The 24,935-nt window shown below is 41.3% G+C and carries 17 protein-coding genes and 1 tRNA gene; 3 read left to right on the forward strand and 15 right to left on the reverse strand.

From position 1 onward, the window contains the following. The 13 genes from H5119_RS07975 to H5119_RS08035 form a co-directional block, all read right to left on the reverse strand. Window positions 1-179: GTP-binding protein (locus tag H5119_RS07975; protein ID WP_259398941.1), on the reverse strand; the 179-nt coding region annotated here is incomplete at its 3' end. Between the two features lie 62 nt (window positions 180-241). After that, complete coding sequence (gene fusA / locus H5119_RS07980) at window positions 242-2,356, reverse strand: elongation factor G (protein ID WP_007378455.1); 2,115 nt, start codon at window positions 2,354-2,356, stop codon at window positions 242-244. A gap of 27 nt (window positions 2,357-2,383) precedes the next feature. Beyond that, window positions 2,384-2,854 carry a 30S ribosomal protein S7 gene (gene rpsG, locus H5119_RS07985; RefSeq protein WP_010392135.1) on the reverse strand — a complete coding sequence of 157 codons (471 nt, stop codon included), beginning with the start codon at window positions 2,852-2,854 and terminating at the stop codon, window positions 2,384-2,386. 96 nt (window positions 2,855-2,950) lie between these two features. Further along, window positions 2,951-3,325, reverse strand: a complete 375-nt coding sequence (gene rpsL, locus H5119_RS07990) for a 30S ribosomal protein S12 (protein ID WP_008165517.1) — start codon at window positions 3,323-3,325, stop codon at window positions 2,951-2,953. A 193-nt stretch (window positions 3,326-3,518) separates the two neighbouring features. After that, on the reverse strand, window positions 3,519-7,694 hold the full coding sequence (gene rpoC / locus H5119_RS07995) for a DNA-directed RNA polymerase subunit beta' (RefSeq protein WP_182701848.1): 4,176 nt from the start codon (window positions 7,692-7,694) through the stop codon (window positions 3,519-3,521). A gap of 104 nt (window positions 7,695-7,798) precedes the next feature. Beyond that, entirely contained in the window at window positions 7,799-11,824 is a 4,026-nt protein-coding gene (gene rpoB / locus H5119_RS08000; RefSeq protein WP_182701849.1) for a DNA-directed RNA polymerase subunit beta, read from the reverse strand. A 272-nt stretch (window positions 11,825-12,096) separates the two neighbouring features. Then, a complete protein-coding gene (gene rplL / locus H5119_RS08005; protein ID WP_077536746.1) occupies window positions 12,097-12,459 on the reverse strand; it encodes a 50S ribosomal protein L7/L12 in 363 nt (120 codons plus the stop codon). 74 nt (window positions 12,460-12,533) lie between these two features. Then, window positions 12,534-13,028 (reverse strand): 50S ribosomal protein L10, encoded by a 495-nt coding sequence (gene rplJ / locus H5119_RS08010; RefSeq protein WP_002958881.1) that lies wholly within the window; start codon window positions 13,026-13,028, stop codon window positions 12,534-12,536. 322 nt (window positions 13,029-13,350) lie between these two features. Further along, complete coding sequence (gene rplA, locus H5119_RS08015) at window positions 13,351-14,055, reverse strand: 50S ribosomal protein L1 (protein ID WP_182701850.1); 705 nt, start codon at window positions 14,053-14,055, stop codon at window positions 13,351-13,353. Between the two features lie 3 nt (window positions 14,056-14,058). Next, window positions 14,059-14,487 (reverse strand): 50S ribosomal protein L11, encoded by a 429-nt coding sequence (gene rplK / locus H5119_RS08020; RefSeq protein WP_024610771.1) that lies wholly within the window; start codon window positions 14,485-14,487, stop codon window positions 14,059-14,061. A gap of 213 nt (window positions 14,488-14,700) precedes the next feature. Further along, complete coding sequence (gene nusG, locus H5119_RS08025) at window positions 14,701-15,264, reverse strand: transcription termination/antitermination protein NusG (protein WP_007378450.1); 564 nt, start codon at window positions 15,262-15,264, stop codon at window positions 14,701-14,703. A gap of 4 nt (window positions 15,265-15,268) precedes the next feature. Next, window positions 15,269-15,646: a preprotein translocase subunit SecE gene (gene secE, locus H5119_RS08030; protein ID WP_002958877.1), complete on the reverse strand. Its 378-nt coding sequence runs from the start codon at window positions 15,644-15,646 to the stop codon at window positions 15,269-15,271. 132 nt (window positions 15,647-15,778) lie between these two features. Next, a tRNA-Trp gene (locus tag H5119_RS08035) sits at window positions 15,779-15,855 on the reverse strand. Window positions 15,856-16,114: 259 nt separating this feature from the next. Here H5119_RS08035 and H5119_RS08040 point away from each other — a divergent pair. After that, window positions 16,115-20,113 carry a two-component regulator propeller domain-containing protein gene (locus tag H5119_RS08040; protein WP_182701851.1) on the forward strand — a complete coding sequence of 1,333 codons (3,999 nt, stop codon included), beginning with the start codon at window positions 16,115-16,117 and terminating at the stop codon, window positions 20,111-20,113. A gap of 118 nt (window positions 20,114-20,231) precedes the next feature. Next, window positions 20,232-21,362, forward strand: a complete 1,131-nt coding sequence (locus H5119_RS08045; protein WP_182701852.1) for a CsgG/HfaB family protein — start codon at window positions 20,232-20,234, stop codon at window positions 21,360-21,362. 50 nt (window positions 21,363-21,412) lie between these two features. Here H5119_RS08045 and H5119_RS08050 read toward each other — a convergent pair whose 3' ends face one another. After that, entirely contained in the window at window positions 21,413-22,261 is an 849-nt protein-coding gene (locus tag H5119_RS08050; RefSeq protein WP_182701853.1) for an SPFH domain-containing protein, read from the reverse strand. Between the two features lie 10 nt (window positions 22,262-22,271). Next, the gene (gene deoC / locus H5119_RS08055; RefSeq protein WP_182701854.1) at window positions 22,272-23,018 is read right to left on the reverse strand and encodes a deoxyribose-phosphate aldolase; all 747 of its coding nucleotides are present in this window, start codon (window positions 23,016-23,018) and stop codon (window positions 22,272-22,274) included. Between the two features lie 450 nt (window positions 23,019-23,468). On the opposite strand from deoC, the gene cysG reads away from it, so the two are divergent. Next, entirely contained in the window at window positions 23,469-24,896 is a 1,428-nt protein-coding gene (gene cysG, locus H5119_RS08060) for a siroheme synthase CysG (RefSeq protein WP_182701855.1), read from the forward strand. The last annotated feature ends 39 nt before the right edge of the window (window positions 24,897-24,935 follow it).

Genomic DNA, 24,935 nt, shown 5'->3' on the forward strand with positions numbered 1-24,935 from the left:
CCACGTTCGCGCTCTTCTGGAGCGTTATCGATTGATGCGAAATCTTTAGCAACACCGCCGTATACTTTTGCAAGTACGTTAGTGATTGCTGCAGTTAGTGTAGTTTTACCGTGGTCAACGTGGCCAATTGTACCAACGTTTACGTGCGGTTTTACGCGTTCAAACTTTTCTTTTGCCATCTTAAAAAATTCCTAATAAAGAAATTAAAGCCTGACTCACTATTGAGCCAGACAAGCTAAAATTATATAACAGCGCGAGCTGAAATTATTGTATCTGCAACATTTTTAGAGGCTTCAGCGTACTTCACAAACTCCATAGAGTATGAGGCACGGCCCTGAGTTGCAGATCGTAAAGCAGTCGCATAACCAAACATTTCAGAAAGAGGAACTTGCGCATTAATTTGCTTAAGCCCACCTAATGCATCTTCCATGCCTTCGATTATGCCGCGACGACGGTTTAAGTCGCCAACTACATCACCCATATTTGAATCAGGAGTGAGTACTTCAACCTTCATTACTGGTTCTAAAAGTACAGGGTTAGCTTTAAGCGCCCCATCTCTCATTGCCAGTGAACCTGCTATTTTAAATGCCATCTCATTCGAATCTACATCATGGAATGAACCATCATATAAAGTCGCTTTAACGCCAAGTAATGGGTAGCCTGCCAGTACACCTTGAGACATTTGCTCTTGGATACCTTTGTCTACCGCAGGGACGAACTCTTTAGGAACAGACCCACCTACGGTTTCGTTAACGAACTCGTAAATTGGTGACTCATCATCCGTAATATCCATCGGTTCAAGTTTAATCCAAACGTGTCCATATTGGCCACGACCACCTGACTGACGTATAAACTTCCCTTCAACTTCAACAGTTGAACGAATAGCTTCTCGGTATGAGACCTGCGGCTTACCAACGTTACATTCAACACTGAATTCACGTTTCATACGGTCGACGATGATATCTAGGTGAAGTTCACCCATGCCAGAGATTATAACCTGGCCTGATTCTTCGTCAGTTTGTACGCGAAAAGAAGGGTCTTCAGCAGCTAGTTTTCCTAGCGCGATCCCCATCTTATCTTGGTCAGCTATAGTGCGAGGCTCAACCGCAATAGAGATTACTGGTTCAGGGAATTCCATACGCTCAAGCGTAATAATAGAATTCGGATCACACAGTGTTTCACCTGTTGTTACGTCTTTAAGACCAATAGCTGCCGCGATGTCGCCTGCGAAAACTTCTTTGATCTCTTCACGAGAGTTTGAATGCATCTGTACGATACGGCCAAGTCGCTCACGCTTACTTTTTACTGGATTATATACCGTGTCACCCTGTTTAACAGTACCAGAGTAAACACGGAAAAAGGTCAAGGTCCCAACAAACGGGTCTGTTGCAATCTTAAAAGCGAGTGCAGCAAACGGCGCTTTATCATTAGCCGGACGTTCTTCCTCAGTACCATTTTCTAAGATACCTTGGATTTGTTTCACTTGTTCTGGTGACGGCATATATTCAACAACGCCATCAAGCACAGCTTGAACGCCTTTGTTTTTAAATGCGCTACCACAAGTAACTGGAACAATCTCATTAGCTAATGTTCGTTGACGTAAAGCATTTTTAATTTCTGCTTCACTTAACTCTTCACCTTCTAAGTATTTATCCATTAGTTCTTCTGAGGCTTCAGCAGCGCTTTCAACTAAATGAGAGCGCCATTCTTCAGCCAATTCCAGAAGTTCTGCCGGTATTGCCTCATAAGAGAAAGTCATACCCTGGTCCGCTTCGTTCCAGTTAATCACTTTCATTTTTATAAGGTCAATAACACCTTTAAAGTCGTCCTCAGCGCCTACAGGCAACTGAATTGGAACAGGCGTTGCTCCAAGACGAGATTTCACCTGGCTAACCACAGCTAAGAAGTCAGCGCCCGTGCGATCCATTTTATTTACGAAGATCATTCTCGGAACTTCGTATTTGTTCGCTTGACGCCAAACTGTCTCAGTTTGCGGCTGTACACCAGATGAAGCACAAAGAACAACTACCGCACCATCTAGTACGCGTAAAGAACGCTCTACTTCGATAGTGAAATCTACGTGTCCTGGAGTATCAATAATATTGATACGATGGGCGTCAAATTGAGCATCCATCCCTTTCCAAAAACACGTTGTTGCAGCAGAAGTGATTGTGATACCACGCTCTTGTTCCTGCTCCATCCAATCCATAGTTGCAGCGCCATCATGTACTTCACCGATCTTATGAGAAAGACCCGTGTAGAACAGAACACGTTCTGTTGTGGTGGTTTTGCCTGCATCTACGTGAGCAACAATACCTATATTACGATAGCGCTCAAGTGGAGTTGTACGTGCCATATGATCCTCTTAAAGGTTAAAGACAGATTACCAACGGTAATGAGCGAATGCTTTATTCGCTTCAGCCATACGGTGAACGTCTTCACGTTTCTTAACCGCAGTGCCTTTGTTGTCAGCAGCGTCAACGATTTCTTGAGCTAAACGTAAGCCCATAGATTTTTCGCCACGCTTACGTGCAGCGTCTACTAACCAACGCATACCTAATGCGTTACGACGAACTGGACGTACTTCAACTGGTACTTGATAAGTTGAACCACCAACACGGCGAGATTTAACCTCTACCTGTGGGCGGATGTTATCAAGTGCAGTTTCAAAGATTTCTAGGTGCGACTTGCCTGATTTCTCAGCAGCCACGTCTAGCGCACCATAAACAATTTTTTCAGCAGTAGATTTCTTGCCGTCTAACATCACGATGTTAACGAATTTAGCAAGAAGTTCCGATCCGAACTTAGGATCTGGAAGAATTTTACGTTGACCGATTACGCGTCTTCTAGGCATTTTGTATCTCCGGTTTATTCAGGGTTGCTCTTTCGAGTCAATCACCCAAAACAATAATTATAAATATTTAGTGCTTGGCCTTACTAACGGAAAACATTAGCCTTTAGGGCGTTTAGTACCGTATTTAGAACGAGCTTGACGACGGTCGCTAACGCCTGCACAGTCAAGTGCACCACGAACAGTGTGAAAACGCACACCTGGTAAATCTTTAACACGACCACCACGGATTAGGATTACACTATGCTCTTGAAGGTTATGACCTTCACCACCAATGTATGAAGTTACTTCGAAACCGTTAGTTAAACGTACACGAGCTACTTTACGTAACGCCGAGTTTGGTTTCTTAGGTGTAGTTGTATATACGCGAGTACATACACCGCGCTTTTGCGGACACGCTTTAAGTGCAGCTGAGTTACTTTTCGTAACCTTACTACGGCGTGGCTTACGCACTAGCTGGTTAATAGTTGCCATTTAAATAGCTCCTGAAATTAAAATTACTACTGAAAAAAGAAAAAATCCGCCCTTTATTTACAAGCCTGCATTGAGCACACAAGTAAATGGGTGGCGGAATTTTAATGAGCAAAGTTTAACCTGTCAACCTAAACTGATAGTAAGACAGTATATAACTGCCTTACTATTTCTTAATCCATTGATTAAGAACAGTTTATTGATTTCCAGACAAATCAGCATTTAGGGCGTCTGTAAGTGCTTGAGTTGCCTCTTCTGCACTTACTGTTTGCTCTTCTACGACTACTTTGCTTTGTTTACGGCGAGCCATACGATCTTGATGATACGCAAAACCGGTACCGGCTGGGATCAAACGACCCACTATTACGTTTTCTTTCAGACCGCGAAGCTCATCGCTCTTACCATTCACTGCCGCATCTGTAAGAACACGTGTTGTCTCTTGGAAAGACGCTGCAGAGATGAAAGATTCTGTTGCTAGTGATGCTTTTGTGATACCCATTAACTGGATTTCAAACTTAGCTGGGATCTTACCTTGTTTTTCAAGGTCACGGTTTGCGATGTTTACGCGCGCCACTTCGATTTGTTCACCAGCTAGGAAGTCAGTATCACCACCGTGTATAATGGTACATTTACGTAACATTTGACGGATAATTGTTTCAATGTGCTTGTCATTGATCTTAACGCCTTGCAAACGGTAAACCTCTTGCACTTCGTTAACGATGTAGTTAGCAACATGAGTCACACCACGTAAGCGTAAGATGTCATGCGGTGATTCAGGACCATCGGCGATAACTTCACCTTTAGACACTTGCTCACCTTCAAACACGTTAAGTTGACGCCACTTGTGGATCATCTCTTCGTAATGATCACCTTCTGGTGGAGTAATAACTAAACGCTTCTTACCTTTAGTCTCTTTACCGAAGCTAATTGTACCAGTAACCTCAGCTAAAATAGCTGGATCTTTTGGCTTACGCGCTTCAAATAAGTCGGCTACGCGTGGTAGACCACCCGTGATATCACGAGTTTTCGAACCTTCTTGCGGGATACGTGCTAACACGTCACCAGGGTTTGCTGTAACGCCGTCAATTACTTCAATCGTTGTGAATGAAGGAAGACGTGTTTCTTGCAAGCCGCGCTCTTCACTTTCGATGATAAGCTTAGGTTCTTTTGTATTAACTTTAGCAAGGTCTTTGACAACTACACGGGTTAAACCAGTTAGTTCATCAGTCTGCGCTTCAGTATTTGAGTCATCAATATCGCTGAACGATACTTTTGATTTATGCTCAAGAACGATTGGGTGACTATGCGGATCCCAAGTAGCAACGATGTCGTTACCTTGAACTTCTGCATTATCTTTAACTGTTAATACCGCACCGTAAGGTACTTTATAACGCTCTTTCTCACGACCATGACTATCGATGATAGTAATTTCCGTTGAACGTGAAGTAATAACAATCTTATCGTCTGTATTTAATACATATTTAGAGTTATGCAGTTTTAACGTACCGTTAGTTTTAACTTGTACATTATTTTCTGCAGACGCTCTAGATGCCGCACCACCGATGTGGAAAGTACGCATCGTAAGCTGTGTACCTGGCTCACCGATTGATTGTGCCGCGATAACACCTACTGATTCACCTGCGTTGATGATATGACCACGTGCTAAGTCACGACCGTAACAGTTAGCACAAACACCAAAGTCATTATCACAAGTGATAACAGAACGTACGCGAACTTCATCTACTGAATGCTCTTCTAAAAGATCACACAGTTTTTCGTCTAGCATGATATTACGTTCAACAAGCACTGTATTAGTACCTGGAATTACAATATCTTCAGCAACAACACGACCTAAAACACGTTCGCGAAGCGCTTCTACAACATCACCACCTTCAATAAGCGGTTTCATTGTTAAGCCATCTTCTGTGCCACAGTCATCTTCGTTGATTACCAAATCTTGTGCAACGTCTACTAGACGACGCGTTAGGTAACCCGAGTTCGCTGTTTTAAGTGCTGTATCGGCAAGACCTTTACGCGCACCATGCGTTGAGATGAAGTACTGAAGTACGTTTAGACCTTCACGGAAGTTAGCGGTGATTGGCGTCTCGATGATTGAACCATCTGGACGTGCCATTAGACCACGCATACCTGCTAGCTGACGGATCTGAGCGGCACTACCACGAGCACCTGAGTCGGCCATCATAAACACTGAGTTAAATGACGGTTGCTCTACTTCTTCACCCTTCGCGTTGGTTACTGTGTCTTTCGACAAGTTAGCCATCATCTCACGTGATAAGTTTTCGTTTACACGTGACCAGATATCGATAACTTTGTTGTACTTCTCACCAGCCGTTACAAGACCTGATTGGAATTGTTGGTTGATTTCAGTCACTTCAGCTTCCGCTGATTCAATGATTTGTGCTTTAACCGGTGGGATAACTAAATCATCAATACCGATAGAAACACCTGACTTCATTGCATAATGGAAACCGGTGTACATAACTTGGTCAGCAAACACAACAGTGTCTTTAAGACCTAAGCGACGGTAACACTCGTTCAATAAGCTAGAAATCTGCTTTTTACCTAGTGGCTGATTGATTGACGCAAACGGCATACCTGTTGGTAAAATTAGAGACAAAATTGCACGGCCAACAGTTGTATCGATAACAGTAACAGTGTCTTCTACTACACCATCTTCGTTTTTAACTGATTGGCTAATACGTACTTTCACGATTGCGTGAAGGTCTGCATTACCACTACGGTATGCTTTTTCTGCTTCTTTTGGATCTTTAAATATCGCGCCTTCGCCTTTAGCGTTGATGCAATCACGGGTCATGTAATAAAGACCCAATACAACATCCTGTGAAGGAACGATGATTGGTTCACCATTCGCAGGAGATAGAATGTTGTTTGTTGACATCATCAATGCACGAGCTTCAAGCTGCGCTTCGATTGTTAACGGTACGTGTACCGCCATTTGGTCACCATCGAAATCGGCGTTGTACGCCGCACATACTAATGGGTGCAAATGAATCGCTTTACCTTCGATAAGCACAGGCTCAAACGCTTGGATACCCAAACGGTGAAGTGTTGGTGCACGGTTTAGTAATACTGGATGTTCACGAATTACTTCGTCAAGTACATCCCATACTTCCGGAACTTCACGTTCAACCATCTTCTTAGCTGCTTTGATTGTCGTAGCCATGCCGCGACGCTCTAGTTTGCCATAGATGAATGGTTTGAATAGCTCAAGTGCCATCTTCTTAGGAAGACCACATTGGTGAAGCTTAAGTGTAGGACCTACTGTAATTACAGAACGGCCTGAATAATCTACACGCTTACCAAGTAAGTTCTGACGGAAACGACCTTGTTTACCCTTGATCATATCAGCAAGAGATTTAAGAGGACGCTTGTTAGAACCTGTAATTGCACGACCACGACGACCGTTATCAAGTAGCGCATCTACCGCTTCTTGCAACATACGTTTTTCGTTACGTACAATAATGTCTGGTGCTGCTAAATCTAGTAGACGCTTAAGACGGTTATTACGGTTAATAACACGACGGTAAAGGTCATTTAGATCAGATGTCGCAAAACGACCACCGTCTAGTGGTACTAATGGACGTAGATCAGGTGGCAATACTGGAAGTACTGTCATGATCATCCACTCAGGGTTATTACCTGATTGGTGGAACGATTCCATTAACTTAAGACGTTTAGTGATTTTTTTACGCTTAGTTTCAGAGTTAATTGTTGGTAACTCTTCACGCATCTCAGCAATTAATTGAGCAAGATCGAGTTCACGAAGCAAGTCTAAAACTGCTTCAGCACCCATCTTCGCTTCAAACTCATCACCGTGTTCTTCTAGTGCATCTAAGTATTCTTCTTCACCTAATAACTGACCACGCTCAAGCGTTGTCATACCAGGCTCAGTTACGACGAATGATTCGAAGTAAAGAACACGTTCAATATCACGAAGTGTCATATCTAGCATTAAGCCGATACGTGACGGTAATGATTTTAAAAACCATATATGTGCAACTGGGCTCGCAAGGTCAATATGACCCATACGATCGCGTCGCACTTTAGTGAGTGTTACTTCAACGCCACACTTTTCACAGATCACACCACGGTGTTTAAGGCGTTTATATTTACCACATAAACACTCATAATCTTTCACTGGGCCGAAAATACGGGCACAGAATAAGCCATCGCGCTCAGGCTTGAAAGTACGGTAGTTAATAGTCTCAGGTTTCTTTACTTCACCGAATGACCATGAACGAACCATGTCTGGTGAAGCAAGACCAATGCGAATTGCATCGAATTCTTCGGTCTTATTTTGTTGCTTCAGAAACTTAAGTAAGTCTTTCACCTTAGCTCTCCTGTCGGAGTTAATCTTGAGGACGGGTAATCTCGTCCCTACATTCTATTCAGCCGTAACAGATGCTGCAGCGTTAACTACAGCATCTAATTGGCTTAATTTTCTTCCAACTCGATGTTGATACCCAGTGAGCGGATTTCTTTCAACAATACGTTGAACGATTCTGGCATACCTGGTTCCATTTTATGGTTACCATCAACGATGTTTTTATACATCTTAGTACGACCGTTCACGTCATCCGATTTCACTGTTAGCATTTCTTGTAGAGTGTAAGCAGCACCGTAAGCTTCAAGTGCCCATACTTCCATCTCACCAAAACGCTGGCCACCGAACTGTGCTTTACCACCCAGCGGCTGCTGAGTAACAAGGCTGTAAGAACCAGTAGAACGTGCATGCATCTTATCATCAACTAAGTGATTCAGTTTCAGCATGTACATGTAACCTACGGTTACTTGGCGTTCAAACTGATCGCCAGTTCGGCCATCATAAAGTGTAACCTGACCACTTCTTGGGTATCCACCAAGCTCTAGCATGTCTTTGATTTCGCTTTCTTTCGCGCCATCAAATGCAGGAGTAGCTATTGGTAAACCACCTTTTAAGTTTTCAGCTAGACGACGAATTTCGTCATCAGTGAAGCTAGCAATGTCTACAACTTGGCGAGATTCACCAATTTCGTAGGCTTGCTTGATGAATTCACGTAGCTCATGAAGCTCACGTTGTTCTTTCATCATTTCTTCAATTCGTTCACCGATACCACGTGCAGCTAGACCCATATGTGTTTCAAGGATCTGACCGATGTTCATACGCGATGGTACACCTAGTGGATTCAATACGATATCTACCGTACGACCTTTATCATCGTATGGCATATCTTCTACTGGTACGATAGTCGAGATAACACCTTTGTTACCATGACGACCCGCCATTTTATCACCTGGTTGGATACGACGTTTAACAGCTAGGTATACTTTAACAATCTTAAGTACGCCTGGTGCTAAGTCATCACCCTGGGTAATTTTACGACGTTTGTTTTCAAACTTTTTATCGTATTCAGCTTTAAGCTCATCGTACTGTGCAGCTAGTTGCTCAAGTTCAGCTTGCTTGTCTTCTTGTGCAAGGCTTTGAGTAAGTAGTTTTTCAGCATTCAGTGACGTTAGTTTGTCTTCATCGAAGCCTGCATCAACAAGTAACTTGCGAGCACGTCCTAAAACGCCAGCTTCTAAAATACGGAACTCTTCGTTGAAGTCTTTCTTCGCTTCGCGAAGCTGCATGTCTTCAACTTCTAACGCACGTTTGTCTTTTTCAACACCATCACGGGTGAAGACTTGTACGTCAATTACAGTACCAGTTACAGAATTTGGTACACGTAAAGAGCTGTCTTTAACGTCAGACGCTTTTTCGCCGAAGATAGCTCGTAGAAGCTTCTCTTCAGGTGTCAGCTGTGTTTCGCCTTTAGGAGTCACTTTACCTACTAGAATATCGCCGCCTTTAACTTCAGCACCAATATATACAACACCTGATTCATCAAGCTTGCCTAGTGCAGATTCACCCACGTTCGGGATGTCTGCAGTGATCTCTTCAGGACCTAATTTAGTATCACGGGCAACACACTGTAGTTCTTGAATATGGATTGTCGTTAGACGATCTTCTTCAACTACGCGCTCTGATAGTAAGATTGAATCCTCGAAGTTATAACCGTTCCATGGCATGAATGCCACGCGAAGGTTTTGACCAAGGGCTAAATCACCTAAGTCAGTCGAAGGACCATCTGCTAACACGTCACCACGAGTAACCGGTTCGCCAACCATGCACGTTGGTTTTTGGTTAATACATGTGTTTTGGTTAGAACGTGTGTATTTGGTTAAGTTGTAGATGTCGATACCCGCTTCACCTGGGATGCGCTCTTCTTCATGTACATTAACAACGATGCGACTTGCGTCAGCATACATTACTTCACCACCACGTTTTGCAACAATCGTTACACCAGAATCTTTCGCTAGTGTTAACTCAATACCAGTACCTACTAACGGTTTATCCGCTTTCAATGTTGGTACTGCTTGACGTTGCATGTTTGAACCCATCAATGCACGGTTAGCATCATCGTGTTCTAGGAACGGGATAAGTGCTGCCGCTACAGAGATCACCTGTTGTGGTGATACATCCATATACTGCTGGTCCATGCGACCCATAAAGGTAGATTCACCTTTGTGACGACATGGAATAAGTTCATCAACAAACTCATTGGTTTCAGTTAAGTTTGAATTCGCCTGTGCGATAACAAACTGACCTTCTTCAATGGCTGATAAATAATCAACTTCATCAGTTACAACACCGTCTACCACTTTGCGGTAAGGTGTTTCTAAGAAACCGTAGTCATTGGTACGTGCGTACGTAGACAATGAGTTAATTAGACCGATGTTTGGACCCTCAGGAGTCTCGATTGGACATACGCGACCATAGTGAGTTACGTGAACGTCACGTACTTCAAAGCCTGCGCGTTCACGAGTTAGACCGCCCGGACCTAATGCAGAGATACGACGTTTATGTGTAACTTCTGATAGCGGGTTATTTTGGTCCATAAACTGTGATAACTGAGACGAGCCGAAGAACTCTTTAACCGCTGCCGAAATAGGCTTAGCGTTAATAAGATCTTGTGGCATGATCGCGTCAAGGTCACCTAAGCTTAAACGCTCACGTACAGCACGTTCTACACGTACTAGACCAACACGGAATTGGTTCTCAGCCATTTCGCCAACACTACGTATACGACGGTTGCCTAAGTGGTCGATATCATCAACATCGCCTTGACCGTTACGAATAGCAATTAATACTTTCATAACAGACACGATGTCTTCTTTGCTTAATGTGCCAGGGCCTGTGTCTGTATCGTAACCAACACGGCTATTGAACTTCATACGACCTACAGTAGATAAGTCATAACGTTCTTCAGAGAAGAACAAGTTCTGGAATAAGGCTTCAGCCGCGTCTTTCGTCGGTGGCTCGCCTGGGCGCATCATGCGATAAATTTCTACTAATGCTTCTAAACGGCTGCTTGAAGAGTCAATGTTCAATGTATTTGACATGTAAGCACCGCTGTCCACTTCATTGATATATAACGTATCAATTTTAGTGTAACCAGCTTTAACTAGCTCAGCCATTAGCTCAAGAGTTAATTCATCATTCGCGCTAGCAATAACTTCACCCGTTGACTCGTCAACGTAGTTTTTAGCTATAATACGGCCAATAATATACTCATGAGGTACTTCTAGACGGTTAATGCCTTTCTTCTCGATGCTCTTGATGTGGCGAGCCGTAACACGACGACCGCTTTCAACAAATACTTCACCGTCTTCGCTCTTGATATCAAAAGCGGCAGTTTCACCACGTAAACGTGAAGGCACAAGTTCCATAAGAACTTTACCGTTCGCTACTTCAAACGTCGTGTTGTCGAAGAAGATTTCTAGGATTTCTTCACTAGAGTACTCAAGTGCACGTAGGATGATAGACGCCGGTAATTTACGACGACGGTCAATACGTACATATAAGTTATCTTTTGCATCAAATTCGAAGTCTAACCATGAACCACGGTAAGGAATAACGCGTGCGTTATAAAGTACTTTACCTGATGAATGAGTTTTACCGCGGTCGTTATCAAAGAATACACCAGGGCTACGGTGTAGCTGAGAAACGATAACACGCTCTGTACCATTGATTACAAAGGTACCGGTATCGGTCATGAGCGGAATTTCGCCCATGTAAACTTCTTGCTCTTTAATGTCTTTAACTGTGCCTGGCGCTTCTTTATCCATAACAACAAGGCGCAGTTTCACGCGAAGTGGAGCAGAATAAGTCACACCGCGAATTTGACATTCTTTTACATCGAAAACTGGCTCACCAATACGATAACTTACGTATTGAAGCTCAGAATTTCCCGAGTAGCTTTTAATAGGGAACACAGAACGGAAGGCAGCTTCCAAACCATGATCGCCATCAGCGTCCGGCACTAAGAATTTTTTAAACGATTCTAACTGTGTAGACAGTAAAAAAGGTATATCCAAAACTTGTGGACGTTTACCAAAATCCTTACGGATACGTTTCTTTTCAGAATAAGAGTAAGCCATGGGGTTCCTCAGCTTGCTGTTCTTTGACCCGACCTGTTCTTGTAAGAACAGACTTAACTGGCAGCTATGCCAAGATTTTACAACATTTAAGTGTTGTTCTAACTTAGTCTTCCTTTTAACACTAGCAAACTATAAAGCGTTGAAAGTAAAGAAAAAATCAGATTTTATTTGCGCTAAAAGAGTAGTTCACTCCATAGCGCAAAAAGGCCGGTGATTAAATAATCACCAGCCCTTGCCTGATTTCTCAGGCAGCGAACTTAGCAAAAGCTAAATTACTTAACCTCAACTTCAGCACCAGCTTCAGTAAGATCTTTAGCAAGAGCTTCAGCTTCTTCTTTAGATACACCTTCTTTAACAGGTGTAGGAGCAGCTTCAACAAGCGCTTTCGCTTCTTTAAGGCCAAGGCCAGTTGCGCTACGAACAGCTTTGATTGCCGCAACTTTATTAGCGCCAGCGCCAGTAAGGATTACGTCAAATTCTGTTTTCTCTTCAGCAGCTTCAGCAGCTGGACCAGCTACCATCGCAGCTGCAGCAGTTACGCCGAATTTTTCTTCCATTGCTTCGATAAGAGCAACAACGTCCATTACTGACATTTCAGCAATTGCGTCAAGGATTTGGTCTTTAGATACAGACATTACAAATTTCCTAATAATTAACGGACATTAAGTCCAAATAAATTTTACACCGAAAGTGATTAAACAGCTTAAAATTAAGCAGCTTGCTCTTCTTTCTGTACACGTACTGCTTCAATTGTTTTACACAATTTGCCAGCAGACGCTTCTTTCATAGCACTCATTAAGCGTGCAACAGCTTCATCGTATGTAGGTAATGTAGCAAGCATTGCTGCATCAACAACATTTCCTTCAAAAGCGGCCGTTTTAAGCTCGAATTTCTCATTCTTTTTCGCGAAATCTGAAAAGATACGCGCAGCAGCACCTGGATGCTCTGATGAGAAAGCGATTAAGCTTGGACCAACAAATGAATCAGAAAGACACTCAAAATCTGTTCCTTCAAGAGCACGTTTTGCTAAAGTGTTACGGACAACTTTCATCCAAACACCGTTTGCACGAGCTTCTTTACGAAGGGCAGTGATTGCGCCAACTGTTACACCACGAGAATCTGCAACAACTGCAGATAGAGCACCATTGGCTGCTTCGTTGACTTCAGCAACTATTGCTTTTTTGCCTTGAAGATTTAAAGCCATGGGTGTTACTCCTGGTTTAATGGGGATACCGATTATCGGACTCCCCTGTTCTACTCTTCCCTATCAAACAAGATAGAGATGCTTTTTACGGCGAGAGCCAGAAGGATTAGGAAAAATCTATCTGGGGTCTACACCGTCTACGTAGGTGAATATTAAGGCCGAAGCCACCTACGGTCTTGGACGGAAGCCCAATTTATCGTTAAACCTAAGGCTTAACGAAATTATGGACTTCAACCCGAATTCTTTACTTTGCTGACTAATAAATTAATCAACAAAATGGCGCGAAATTATAGTACAAATTTCACGCCATGTAAACACTAAATTAAGCTACTACTGTGCTTAAAGTGCTTTGGTCAACAGAAACACCTGCGCCCATTGTTGTAGAGATAGTTACTTTTTTCAAGTAAACACCTTTAGCTTGAGAAGGCTTAGCCTTCTTAAGTGCAACAATTAGTGACTCAAGGTTTTGTTGAAGTTGCTCAGCTGTGAAATCAACCTTACCAATAGTAGTATGGATGATACCATTCTTGTCATTACGGTAACGTACTTGACCAGCTTTAGCATTTTTAACTGCTTCTGCAACGTTAGGCGTTACAGTACCAGTTTTAGGGTTTGGCATTAGACCACGTGGGCCTAAGATTTGACCTAGTTGACCAACAACACGCATAGCGTCTGGTGATGCAACAACAACGTCAAAGTTCATCTCGCCTTTTTTAACTAGCTCAGCAAGATCTTCCATACCTACTAATTCAGCACCAGCTTCTTTCGCAGCTTCTGCGTTAGCGCCTTGTGTGAATACAGCAACACGAACGTCACGACCAGTACCGTTAGGTAGTACAGTTGCACCACGAACGTTTTGATCAGATTTACGAGCATCGATACCAAGGTTAACGGCAACGTCAACACTTTCTACGAATTTAGCTGTCGCTAACTCTTTTAAAAGAGCAACTGCTTCATTGATTTCGTAATCTTTTGTTACTTCCACTTTTTCGCGGATAGTACGCATACGTTTAGTTAATTTAGCCATTTCTTAGTCCTCTACGTTCAAGCCCATCGCACGCGCAGAACCTGCGATAGTGCGAACCGCAGCGTCCATATCAGCCGCTGTAAGGTCAGCTCGTTTTGTCTCAACGATCTCTTCAAGTTGAGCACGAGTTACAGTGCCTACTTTATCAGTGTTAGGACGGCCTGAGCCTGATTTGATACCAGCTGCTTTCTTAAGTAAGTAAGCTGCAGGTGGTGTTTTCATATCGAACGTAAAAGAACGGTCGCCGTAAACAGAGATCACTACAGGAACTGGAGCGCCTTTTTCAATAGATTCTGTACGTGCGTTAAACGCTTTACAGAATTCCATGATGTTCACACCGTGTTGACCTAGTGCTGGACCAACTGGAGGACTAGGATTAGCCATACCAGCGGCAACTTGTAGCTTGATTAGAGCTTCAACTTTTTTAGCCATTATAAATACCTCATTAGGTGGGTCTTAGCCTTGTGCGCGCGAGGACGCGTACTCTAGCGGCTTCCCAGTTTAAAAATTGGTTTCGTACTTTTTGTATAGTAAAAATTAATTTTACCTTAATACAAAAAGGCCGCTGATTATAAGATAATCAACGGCCTTTTTCAAGCTTCGTGCCAAAATTTACAAAAATAGTGACGAAGCTTTTTTAATCAATTACTTATCTTGTTCAACTTGACCAAACTCAAGTTCAACTGGCGTAGAACGACCAAAAATAAGTACAGATACTTTTACGCGGCTTTTTTCGTAGTCAACTTCTTCAACTACACCACTGAAGTCTGCAAATGGTCCATCTGTAACGCGTACAACTTCACCTGGTTCAAATAATGTTGCAGGTTTAGGTGCTTCAGCATTTTCTTGTAAACGATTAAGAATGCGTTCTGCTTCTTTAGGACTGATTGGCGCAGGACGATCAGACGTTCCACCAATGAAACCCATTACGCGTTCAGTACTGTTCACTAAGTGCCAGCTTGCGTCGTTCATATCCATTTGTACTAATACATAACCTGGGAAGAATTTACGCTCAGACTTACGCTTTTGACCGGCACGCATCTCAACAACTTCTTCAGTTGGTACTAATATCTCGCCAAAGCTCGCTTCAAGACCTTCAATTTTGATATGTTCGATTAATGTTTGTGCTACACGTTTTTCGTAACCAGAAAAAGCCTGTACTACGTACCAACGTAATTTAATTTCTTTGTTCTCGTTCTCATCCGACATGGGATCAGATCTCCAATCCAGTTAAAAAGCCAACAGCGCGGAATAAAATGCCATCTAATCCCCAAAGGATAAGCGCCATAATCACTGTTGCAACCATTACAATTAATGTCGTGTGGGTAGTTTCTTGGCGAGTTGGCCAAATAACTTTGCGTACTTCAATTCGAGCTTCTTTAGCGAAAGCAAGAAAGTTACGTCCCTTAAATGTTTGTGAGGCAATTGCTAATCCAGCCGCTATTGCAACAACAACGCCGATAGCACGTAGTAATACAGATTGATCTGCATACATATGATTACCAACAACTGCGCCTGCAAGTAGCGCGATTGCTACTAACCACTTTACTGACTCCATCGCACTTGATGGTGTTTCTACATTCGTGCTCATAATATTATTACCTTAACTACAGACACAACAACTCTACACCTAGGTAGAGTTAATCCATTAAAATCTAAACTTAAAAACAGACTTAATTTAAACCGGTTTTTAATCTCAGACTACTCAATACACAAGTAAATCTGGCAGGGGCGGAGAGACTCGAACTCCCAACCATCGGTTTTGGAGACCGCTGTTCTACCAATTGGAACTACGCCCCTGCAAAGTGGATGCCTATTATACTTACGCAGTCCATTAACACAAGCCTAAAAGATACCCACAGTGCAAAATCCCAACATTACATTAAAAAATCAATCTTAACATTGATTAAAAAGCAGTTTATGATTGACCAGATGCTCGGTTTTTACTTAGCCACTAGGCTACAAAACTCGCGCCGCAATTAAACCGCGCCTAGATTGAACAAATTTCAATCCACAAAGGTCAACACGCCCTAAGGGATTCACAAGAGATAGGAAGTCTGTGAAAGCAATTAAAACAATCATAAAATATAAAGTCATCAGCTTTTTATTATTATTTCATATTAGCTCGCTTGCCCTACCACTGTACTTAGATACATATACAAATGAGCAAGGTTTATCGCAAAATTCAATCACCTGCAGTACCACTGATGAAAAGGGATTTCATTGGTTTTCGACCCAAGGCGGCTTAAACCGATTCGATGGATATGAATTTAAACACTATAAATTCAACCCTTCACAATCGAGTATTTCGGGGAATTGGATTACAGACTGCCTGAATTTAGGAAACGGTCAACTTTGGTTTGCAACAACAAGCAATGGCCTCAACTTATTAAATACTGAAACAGGAAATTTTAGTGTTTTTAACCAGTATTCAACTCCCTCTATTACAAACGAACGCATTTCAGCAATAATCTCTAATTCCCCCGAAACAATTTGGATTGGTCACGATAAGGGGCAACTTACTCGGTTAAATACAAACACTAATACTACCGAATTATTTACTTATCAAGACATCAATCAATTAAATGTTGTTTTTAAAGATATGCTTTTTGATGACAAAAAAAACCTTTGGTTAGCAAGTAATATTGGGCTTATTAAGTTCGATTCAATAACAAATCAGTTCACACACATACCTAATAGCCCTAAACAGATTTGGCAATTAAAAAAAGCCCCAAACGACAAATTTATTATAGGAAGTAAAACTGGTCTAAGTATTTTTGACTCAAACACACGAGCATTTTATAACTTTGAGCAACTCAAAAATGTTTGGGTAACTGATATGCTTATTGATGATGAAAAAAACTTATGGGTAAGCACTTATGGTCATGGTCTTTATTATCAAACTAAAGACATTTTATTAAGTAAAGAGTTTCAGCAACTTACTCACTCTCCAAATTTAAAACATGGCTTAGCTAACGACCACCTATTGTCACTTTACCAAGACCCTCAAGGTATTATTTGGATTGGTACAGACGGCTATGGGTTACATCGCTATGATAAAAGGCAGACTCAGTTTGGTCATCAAAAACATCAAAGTAATAACTCGGCTTCTATCTCGAATGACTTTGTAAGAGCAATACTCAAAGACAGCAACAACTTACTTTGGATTGGCACACGCGATGGCCTTAACAAGCAAACTAACAATGGTTTTAAACGCTATAAAGTGAGTGAAAACTCTACAACGGGCTTAACTAACAACAATATATTTAGTCTTTATGAGGATGCCAATAAACGCGTATGGATAGGCACATACGGCGGTGGTTTACTGCTTTACAACCCAATTAATGATAGTTTTTCAGCTTTTACTGTGCAAAGTCATCAACTCAGTAGTAACCGTATTTATGCAATCGAGGGCGATGAAAATGGTAATTTATGGCTGGGCAGTAATGAAGGATTAACGCGCTTTAACCCCGATACATTGCAAGTTACACACTTTAAATACAGCACAGATAAAAATAGTATCTCAAATAATACTGTTTTTAGTATTACGTATGACAGCTACAACAACATTATATGGGCTGGAACCCGTGCAGGACTCAATAAACTTTCTTTAGATGATGAAATATTCACTCATTACCAAAGCGATCTTAAAAAGCCTCATAGTTTAACGCACGACATGGTTACATCCTTGCATTTACAAGATAAAAATACTTTATGGGTAGGTACTTTTGGCGGGCTCAATAAATTAAATATTCCAACAAACAACGTTATAAACATTACCGAGTTCGATGGCTTACTTAATGGTAATATTTTTGCAATTAAACAAGATAGCAACGGCTACTTGTGGCTCAGTAGTAATCAAGGTTTAACCCGTTACGCTCCTCAAACCCAACAAATGCAGCATTTTTTACCCGCAAACGGTATACAGCATCATTCTTTTATTTTAGGCGCCGCTTTTCAAGCCAATGATGGCGAATTATTTTTTGGTGGTATTAATGGTTTTAATCAATTTGATCCGTTAAAACTAACTCTAGCAACCCAACCTCCAGAACCCGTTATTACAGACTTACTTATTTATAACCAGTCAGTCGCGACGCAGCAATATATTAAAGCCAATACTCAAGCAGCTAAGCTTATAAGCTATACAGACAGGCTCTTTTTTAAAGAAGAAGACGGTGTTATCGGCTTTAAGTTTTCTGCTTTAAACAGTGCAGAGCCACCCTCTCAATATCAATATGCTTATAAGTTAGCTGGATTAGATAAGCAGTTTTTATACGCAAACAAAAATCAGAGGCAAGTTAGCTATTCTCAACTTCCCGCTGGAAACTATCACTTTATTGTAAAAGTTAAAGACCAATACGGCCAATGGAGTGATGATAAAACGATGGCTGCATTTATGGTTACTCCACCTTGGTGGAAAAGCAATTTTGCCTATGCGAGTTACATTATCTCGGTGCTATTTATAATCTGGCTAATTGTAACCGCAAGGTATAGGGCTAAAATAGCAGAACAAGCTAATTTAAAAGAGCGAGAGCTTAGTAACTTAAAAACTCAACTATTAGATAACGTTAGCCATGAGCTTAAAACACCATTGAGCTTAATATTAGCGCCACTTGAGAGTTTACAAAAAAGCCATAAAGATTCAGACACTCAACAAAAACTAGCGATGATTCATCGCAACAGCCATAAATTATTAGATCAAATAAATCAACTTTTGCAATTAAGCCAACGCCCTAGTTCAGCAGTAAAATACGTAACGCCCTATGCTATAAAGCCATTGATAATACAGCTAATTGAAGACTTTACTCCCTTATTTGAGCAAAAAGATATTACATTTGAATTTAAAGATTTAACGCAGCAGAGTATTTACCTTGAGTTAGAGCATGAACATATAACTTCAATTGTTAGTAACTTATTGAATAACGCTCACAAATACACAACAAACACAGGGAAAGCGCTACTTCAACTATCAGCTCAAAATAAAACTTTTGTAATATCTGTATCAGACACGGGTGTCGGTATAGATAAAGAACACCTTGAAGCAATTTTTCAACGTTTTACTCGTATAAATACCAGCAATAAAAATGGCAGCGGTATTGGCTTAGCGCTAGTAAAACAGCTCACCGAGCAATATGGAGGCACCATAAATGTAACAAGTAAAATAAATAAAGGTAGCTGCTTTACAGTTTCATTGCCCACAGCTCAAAGCCAAGAAGCCTCTAACCTCACAGTGCTTACTACATCTAAAAACGACAATAAACGTAGCGCAAAAAATAATAAAATTCTTATTATTGAAGATAACAACGAAATGCGTGACTTACTGACTTCTCTCTTTAGTAACAGCTATGAATGCATAAGTGCACTCAATGGCAAACAAGGCTTAGCATTATGTACAAGTGAAATGCCCGATTTGGTAATAAGTGATGTAATGATGCCCGTTATGGATGGTTATCAGTTCATTAAAGCACTGCGCAGCGACACGGCTATTAGCCATATTCCAGTTCTATTGCTTTCAGCAAAGGCTGACACTAACAGTAAACTAAAAGGCCTGGATTTACTTGCAGATGATTATTTAAGTAAGCCTTTTGAGCCGCAACTTTTACTCAGTCGCGTTCAAGGATTATTAACGATTAGAGAAGTGCTTAATCAACATTTAAAACAGCAGTTACCGGCTTTATCACAAACAATCCAACTAGACCCACAAATGGTACAAAGTAAAGACTACATATTTACCCAGCGTGTAAAAGCAATAGTAAAAGAGTGTTATCAAGACGAGGCGTTTAGCGTAGAAGAATTTGCAGCAGCGCTTTACCTGAGCCCTCGCGCTTTGCAATTAAAAATGAAAGCCTTATATAACTTAACACCTAGCGACTACATTCGAAACATTCGTTTAGAATTCGCAGAAGAACTTTTGAAAAACAGTAATCTTGCAATAGGATTAGTTGCGCAACAAGTCGGCTTTAATTCACAAAGTTATTTTGCTCGCTGCTTTAAAGCAAAATATGCAGTGTCGCCGAAGCAATTTCGTGAAAAAAGATTAAAAACTTCGCCTGTGTGACCAAACACTTCGCGCCAGTACTATTTTTAACCTACTGATTTATCTAAATTAACATGAATATAAATATTAAAGGGAATGCACAATATTTCCTTTAAGCATATTAATTAAGGACAGTCATATGTTAAAAACACCACAAAAATTACTATTAACTGCACTATTAACGACCACTCTGAGCGCTTGTCAAAGCACTTCAACCAATGTGACATCGGGTCAAAACTCACCAGATATAAATGCAGTTGCACAGGAACAATACAACGGTCCAAAAGCCCGAATTGCAGTTGCACGCTTCACCGACAAATCAAATAATTCAAAATGGTGGCGTAAAGAAATAGGCGACGGTATGGCGGATCAATTAACTACCGCTCTAGTATCAACAAATCGTTTTATTGTTTTAGAGCGCCAAGCACTTGACGCGGTTTTATCAGAACAAGACCTAGCGGCCTCAGGTCGCGTTAGCGCTTCATCGGGTGCTGCTTATGGCGAGATTGAAGGTGCTGAAATAGTCGTGATTGCTGCAGTCACAGAATTTGATGACGATAGCTCTGGTGCAAGTGTAGGTAGTGGCGGCTTTATCGGTGATGTCTTTAGCTCTGTATCTGCCGGTTTTTCGGGTTCACATATGGCAATTGATCTACGCCTTATAGATACTCGCACATCACGTATTTTAGCTGCAACAAGTGTTGAAGGTGGCAGTAAAGATTTTGATTTCACAGGCGCTGCAACCAACTTTGGTGGCGCACTTGTTGGCGGTAATATAAGTGGATGGTCTGATACACCTAAAGAAAAAGCCCTGCGTGAAGTTATTATTAAAGCAGTTGAGTTTTTAGAAACTAAAATTCCAGATACTTACTATCGCTATAACAGTAACAACACTTTAGCACCGGGTTACACTGCGCCGCCGCCAGCTACTAAACGCGCAAAAGCAGCCAGCAAGCCCGCTGTAGCAGTAGATGTACCCACTCATAGAATGCCGCATTATGAAAAAATGGATTTAGCAATGTCACGCCTAAGCTTAGTGTGCTTAGGTTACCTAAGAAACCAGCCTGATTATGAAGAATTTGAAACACAAGATGTTGAATACGATCGTAAAACAGTTATCGCACTTCGTGAGTACCAACAAGACAAAAAAATAAAGGTAACGGGTTTAGCTGATGAAACAACTAAAAAGTCACTTGATGACAGTGGTTGTATTGCCAAAACGAACAAATCTAGCCTCGAAAGTATAAGCAACATGTTTAAATTTAATTAATGGCTTTGACTTGGGTAGCTAATAAAAAAAGCTACCCAAGTACTCACTATCTAGTTAGCGCCTTTAACAAGTGGTACTCCGTTATTACCTACAGGAATATAAACAGTTGTATGATTAGGTGACTCAGCCATTTTTATTTGTGCATTAATAGCTTCATGCTGAATATAATTAGCCGTTAAAGTTGCATTAATTATTTTCTGAGCTTGAGCAATCCCCTTCGCTTCTTCTACTCTAATTTCAGCGTCTTTTTTGGCAATCTCTTTTTGTGTTTCTTTTTCCGATAATAACTGCTGAGCTGCCAATTTTTTCTCAACTGCATTAGCAACAATATCGGGGTAATTAATATTGCCTACTACAACGTTTGCAAGTTTAAACGGCGTTGTCGATAAATAACTTTGCAGGCGCAGAGTCACTTCTTTCGCAATTTTCTCACGATTTGTTTTAAGCTCGCCACTATCGTATTTTTGTACTGTATCGCGCACATACGTTCTGAAAGTTTCACGCACAAAGCGCTTATACCAATTTTCGGCGCCGTACTGCTCTACCACAGTTTTAACTGAGCCACTCTCAATAGCAATAACAGCATGAAAATCAAATTTAATATTTAAATCATCATTCGCTAAAATTCTGAATGTTTCGGTATATGTATTAGGTCGCATATCGATATTTACCACCTCATTACGCAGTAACGACATGCCGTAATTAGATGGACCTTTCATTGAGCCTTGATACCCCCCTTCCCCAAATACACGCGGTTTTTCGAATACATAACCTTCTTCACCTGCGGGTGTGCTTGGATTAGTGCATGCAGTTAATCCAAAACCAACGACTCCTACAACTAATGCACCTTTAAATAGGCTATTAAACAATGCTTGTGTCCCGGAGTTTCTTGCTCTCATCATTTTTCCTTTAATTACTTTTTAATATTGTATAAACATCACTTAATAGGCTTGAAGCACCAAACCTGAATGTCTTTGCTTGCAGGTAATCATCATCCATTATCGTGCATGCCAGTGCTAAATAATCACTGGCATCAGCCACTGTTTTAACACCTCCGGCGGCTTTAAAGCCAACACGCTTACCAGTCCTTTTAATTGCACTGAGCATCATTTTTGTTGATTCAAGCGTGGCATTAACAGCGACCTTACCCGTACTGGTTTTTACAAAATCGGCACCACCTTCAATTGCAAGCTTCGTGGCCTGTGTTATGAGTGCTTCGGTTTTAAGCTCACCGCTTTCTATAATTACTTTTAGTTGCGCGCGCGACCCACACGCTTTTTTACTTTCGCTTACATAGCTAAGTACTGTTTGAGCATCGCCCGCTATGAGTTTTTTATAAGGAATAACTAAATCAATCTCATCCGCACCGCGCTCTATTGCAATAAGTGTTTCGTTAATTACATCACTGAGTGGCGCATCACCCGTTGGGAAATTAGTGACTGTTGCCACTTTTACGTGGCTAAGCCCACGCGCTGCCAGTGCTACTTTTGCATCATCAACAAAGTCGCTATAAACACATAAGGCTGCTGGCGTGCCTAAGGTCGGATTTATACTATTAACAAGCGCTTGAATGTCTGTAGTTGTATCACTGCTGTTTAAACTTGTTAAATCCATCAGTGCGACTGCTAATGCCGCGTCTTTTTGATGCTGTGTCATGTAGACTCCCTTTCCTATGTAATACCAATTTTATTAAAAAAATGATCATTTTAGCGTATTAAATAACTCACTAACTACGTTAAAAATTATTTATATAGAACAACTATGTATCATAATTTTAGCCTTGTTATTGAGCTATTTTCTCGTCGCTATAATAGATCACTAATTTAATGCAATTGGTATAAGTACAAAATTGAATATGCCACCATATTAACAAATTAAACCAAACTCGCTATAGCTCATAACCAAACACTATAAGCTGGTTATTTTACTTGTAACTCGGCGCAATCCCTTGTTAACTAACTCTTAGGCCTAAAAAGCCCACCCATTATAACTTTTGGTTATATCAACTTGGTTTTAATTATTTTTTACTTATTGATAGCCGCTATATTCTGCTTGCCAGAATAAAGCGTTTTCTTATATTTGAATTTGTTTAGGGGTGTTATTAACGTGCAGTATTTACCTATCTTTACCAAACTCGACAACAAACCAGTATTGGTTGTTGGCGGTGGAGAGGTCGCATTACGCAAATGTCGCGCGTTTTTAAAAGCGAGAGCAAGCGTTACCTTAGTAGCACCTTGGTTTTGTGATGAATTAAAAGAGCATGCACATAATAATGAAGTCACGCTTATTGATGCTTATTTTGATGAGTCGCATCTTGATGGCAAAATGTTAGTTATTGCGGCAACTGACCGCGATGAAGTAAACAACAACGTATTTGAGCTTGCCAATGCCCGCAATGTATTCGTAAACGTGGTTGATGACCAACCTAAATGTACGTTTATATTCCCATCGATTGTTGACCGCGACCCAATTACGATTGCTATATCAAGTGCGGGCACTGCGCCCGTACTTGCACGCCGCCTACGCGAAAAGCTCGAAACCTTGATCCCACAACATATTGGCCCACTTGCAACACTTGTAGGCGGATTTAGAGACAAAGTAAAAAAACGCTTTAAACACTTTTCTGACCGCCGCCAATTTTGGGAAGGCGTGTTCGACTCTTCTGTCGTGAGTAAAGTGCAAACCGGTGATACTCAAGCCGCGCAGCAGCAACTAGAGCAAATGCTAGATGCTAAAGCAGAGCCTGAAGGCGAAGTATATGTAGTCGGTGCAGGTCCAGGCGATCCTGAGCTTTTAACACTTAAAGCACTGCAACTTATGCAACAAGCCGATGTGGTTGTATATGACTTTTTAGTCTCTGATGAAATTATGGAATTAGTGCGTCGCGATGCTGACCTTATTTGTGTAGGCAAACGTTTAGGCGATCACAGTGTTGTTCAAGACGACACCAACCAAATGTTGGTCGACCTTGCTAAACAAGGCAAAAAAGTATGTCGTATTAAAGGTGGCGACCCGTTTATTTATGGTCGTGGTGGCGAAGAAGTACAAGTACTGGCTGCTAACAAGGTAAATTATCAAATTGTACCGGGTATTACAGCCGCTGCAGGTTGTAGTGCTTATGCGGGTATTCCGCTTACGCATCGTGACCATGCACAAGCCATTCAATTTGTAACTGGCCACTGTAAAAAAGACGGCCAAGAACTTGATTGGCAATCGCTGGCAAAAGCAAATCAAACGCTTGCTATTTACATGGGTGTAATTAAATCGCCGCACATACAAAGCGAGCTTTTAAAGCATGGCCGCAAAGCCGACACACCGGTTGCCATTATCGAAAACGGTACACGTAAAAATCAGCGTGTAGTAACAGGCCAATTAGGCGAACTTGCCGACTTAATCCAGCGCAACAGCATTATATCGCCTGCGCTACTCATTATTGGTGAAGTAGCCGCCCTGCACTCGCAACTAGCGTGGTTTGGGAAAAACGAACAAACAAGCAGCTTTGCACAGCCGCTAACAGATGTATCAAATACTTAACCGAATTTTAAATTTGTAACTTTTAATCATTTTAGTAGG

Source organism: Pseudoalteromonas sp. SG45-5, from assembly GCF_014164085.1.
In the GTDB taxonomy this organism is placed as follows: domain Bacteria; phylum Pseudomonadota; class Gammaproteobacteria; order Enterobacterales; family Alteromonadaceae; genus Pseudoalteromonas; species Pseudoalteromonas aliena.

Bases quoted from the DNA above. Each gene is read 5' to 3' on its own strand.
- fusA (WP_007378455.1), bottom strand. From the start codon at position 2,356: ATGGCACGTACAACTCCACTTGAGCGCTATCGTAATATAGGTATTGTT.
- rpsG (WP_010392135.1), bottom strand. From the start codon at position 2,854: ATGCCTAGAAGACGCGTAATCGGTCAACGTAAAATTCTTCCAGATCCT.
- rpsL (WP_008165517.1), bottom strand. From the start codon at position 3,325: ATGGCAACTATTAACCAGCTAGTGCGTAAGCCACGCCGTAGTAAGGTT.
- rpoB (WP_182701849.1), bottom strand. From the start codon at position 11,824: ATGGCTTACTCTTATTCTGAAAAGAAACGTATCCGTAAGGATTTTGGT.
- rplL (WP_077536746.1), bottom strand. From the start codon at position 12,459: ATGTCTGTATCTAAAGACCAAATCCTTGACGCAATTGCTGAAATGTCA.
- rplJ (WP_002958881.1), bottom strand. From the start codon at position 13,028: ATGGCTTTAAATCTTCAAGGCAAAAAAGCAATAGTTGCTGAAGTCAAC.
- rplA (WP_182701850.1), bottom strand. From the start codon at position 14,055: ATGGCTAAATTAACTAAACGTATGCGTACTATCCGCGAAAAAGTGGAA.
- rplK (WP_024610771.1), bottom strand. From the start codon at position 14,487: ATGGCTAAAAAAGTTGAAGCTCTAATCAAGCTACAAGTTGCCGCTGGT.
- nusG (WP_007378450.1), bottom strand. From the start codon at position 15,264: ATGTCGGATGAGAACGAGAACAAAGAAATTAAATTACGTTGGTACGTA.
- secE (WP_002958877.1), bottom strand. From the start codon at position 15,646: ATGAGCACGAATGTAGAAACACCATCAAGTGCGATGGAGTCAGTAAAG.
- H5119_RS08045 (WP_182701852.1), top strand. From the start codon at position 20,232: ATGTTAAAAACACCACAAAAATTACTATTAACTGCACTATTAACGACC.
- H5119_RS08050 (WP_182701853.1), bottom strand. From the start codon at position 22,261: ATGAGAGCAAGAAACTCCGGGACACAAGCATTGTTTAATAGCCTATTT.
- deoC (WP_182701854.1), bottom strand. From the start codon at position 23,018: ATGACACAGCATCAAAAAGACGCGGCATTAGCAGTCGCACTGATGGAT.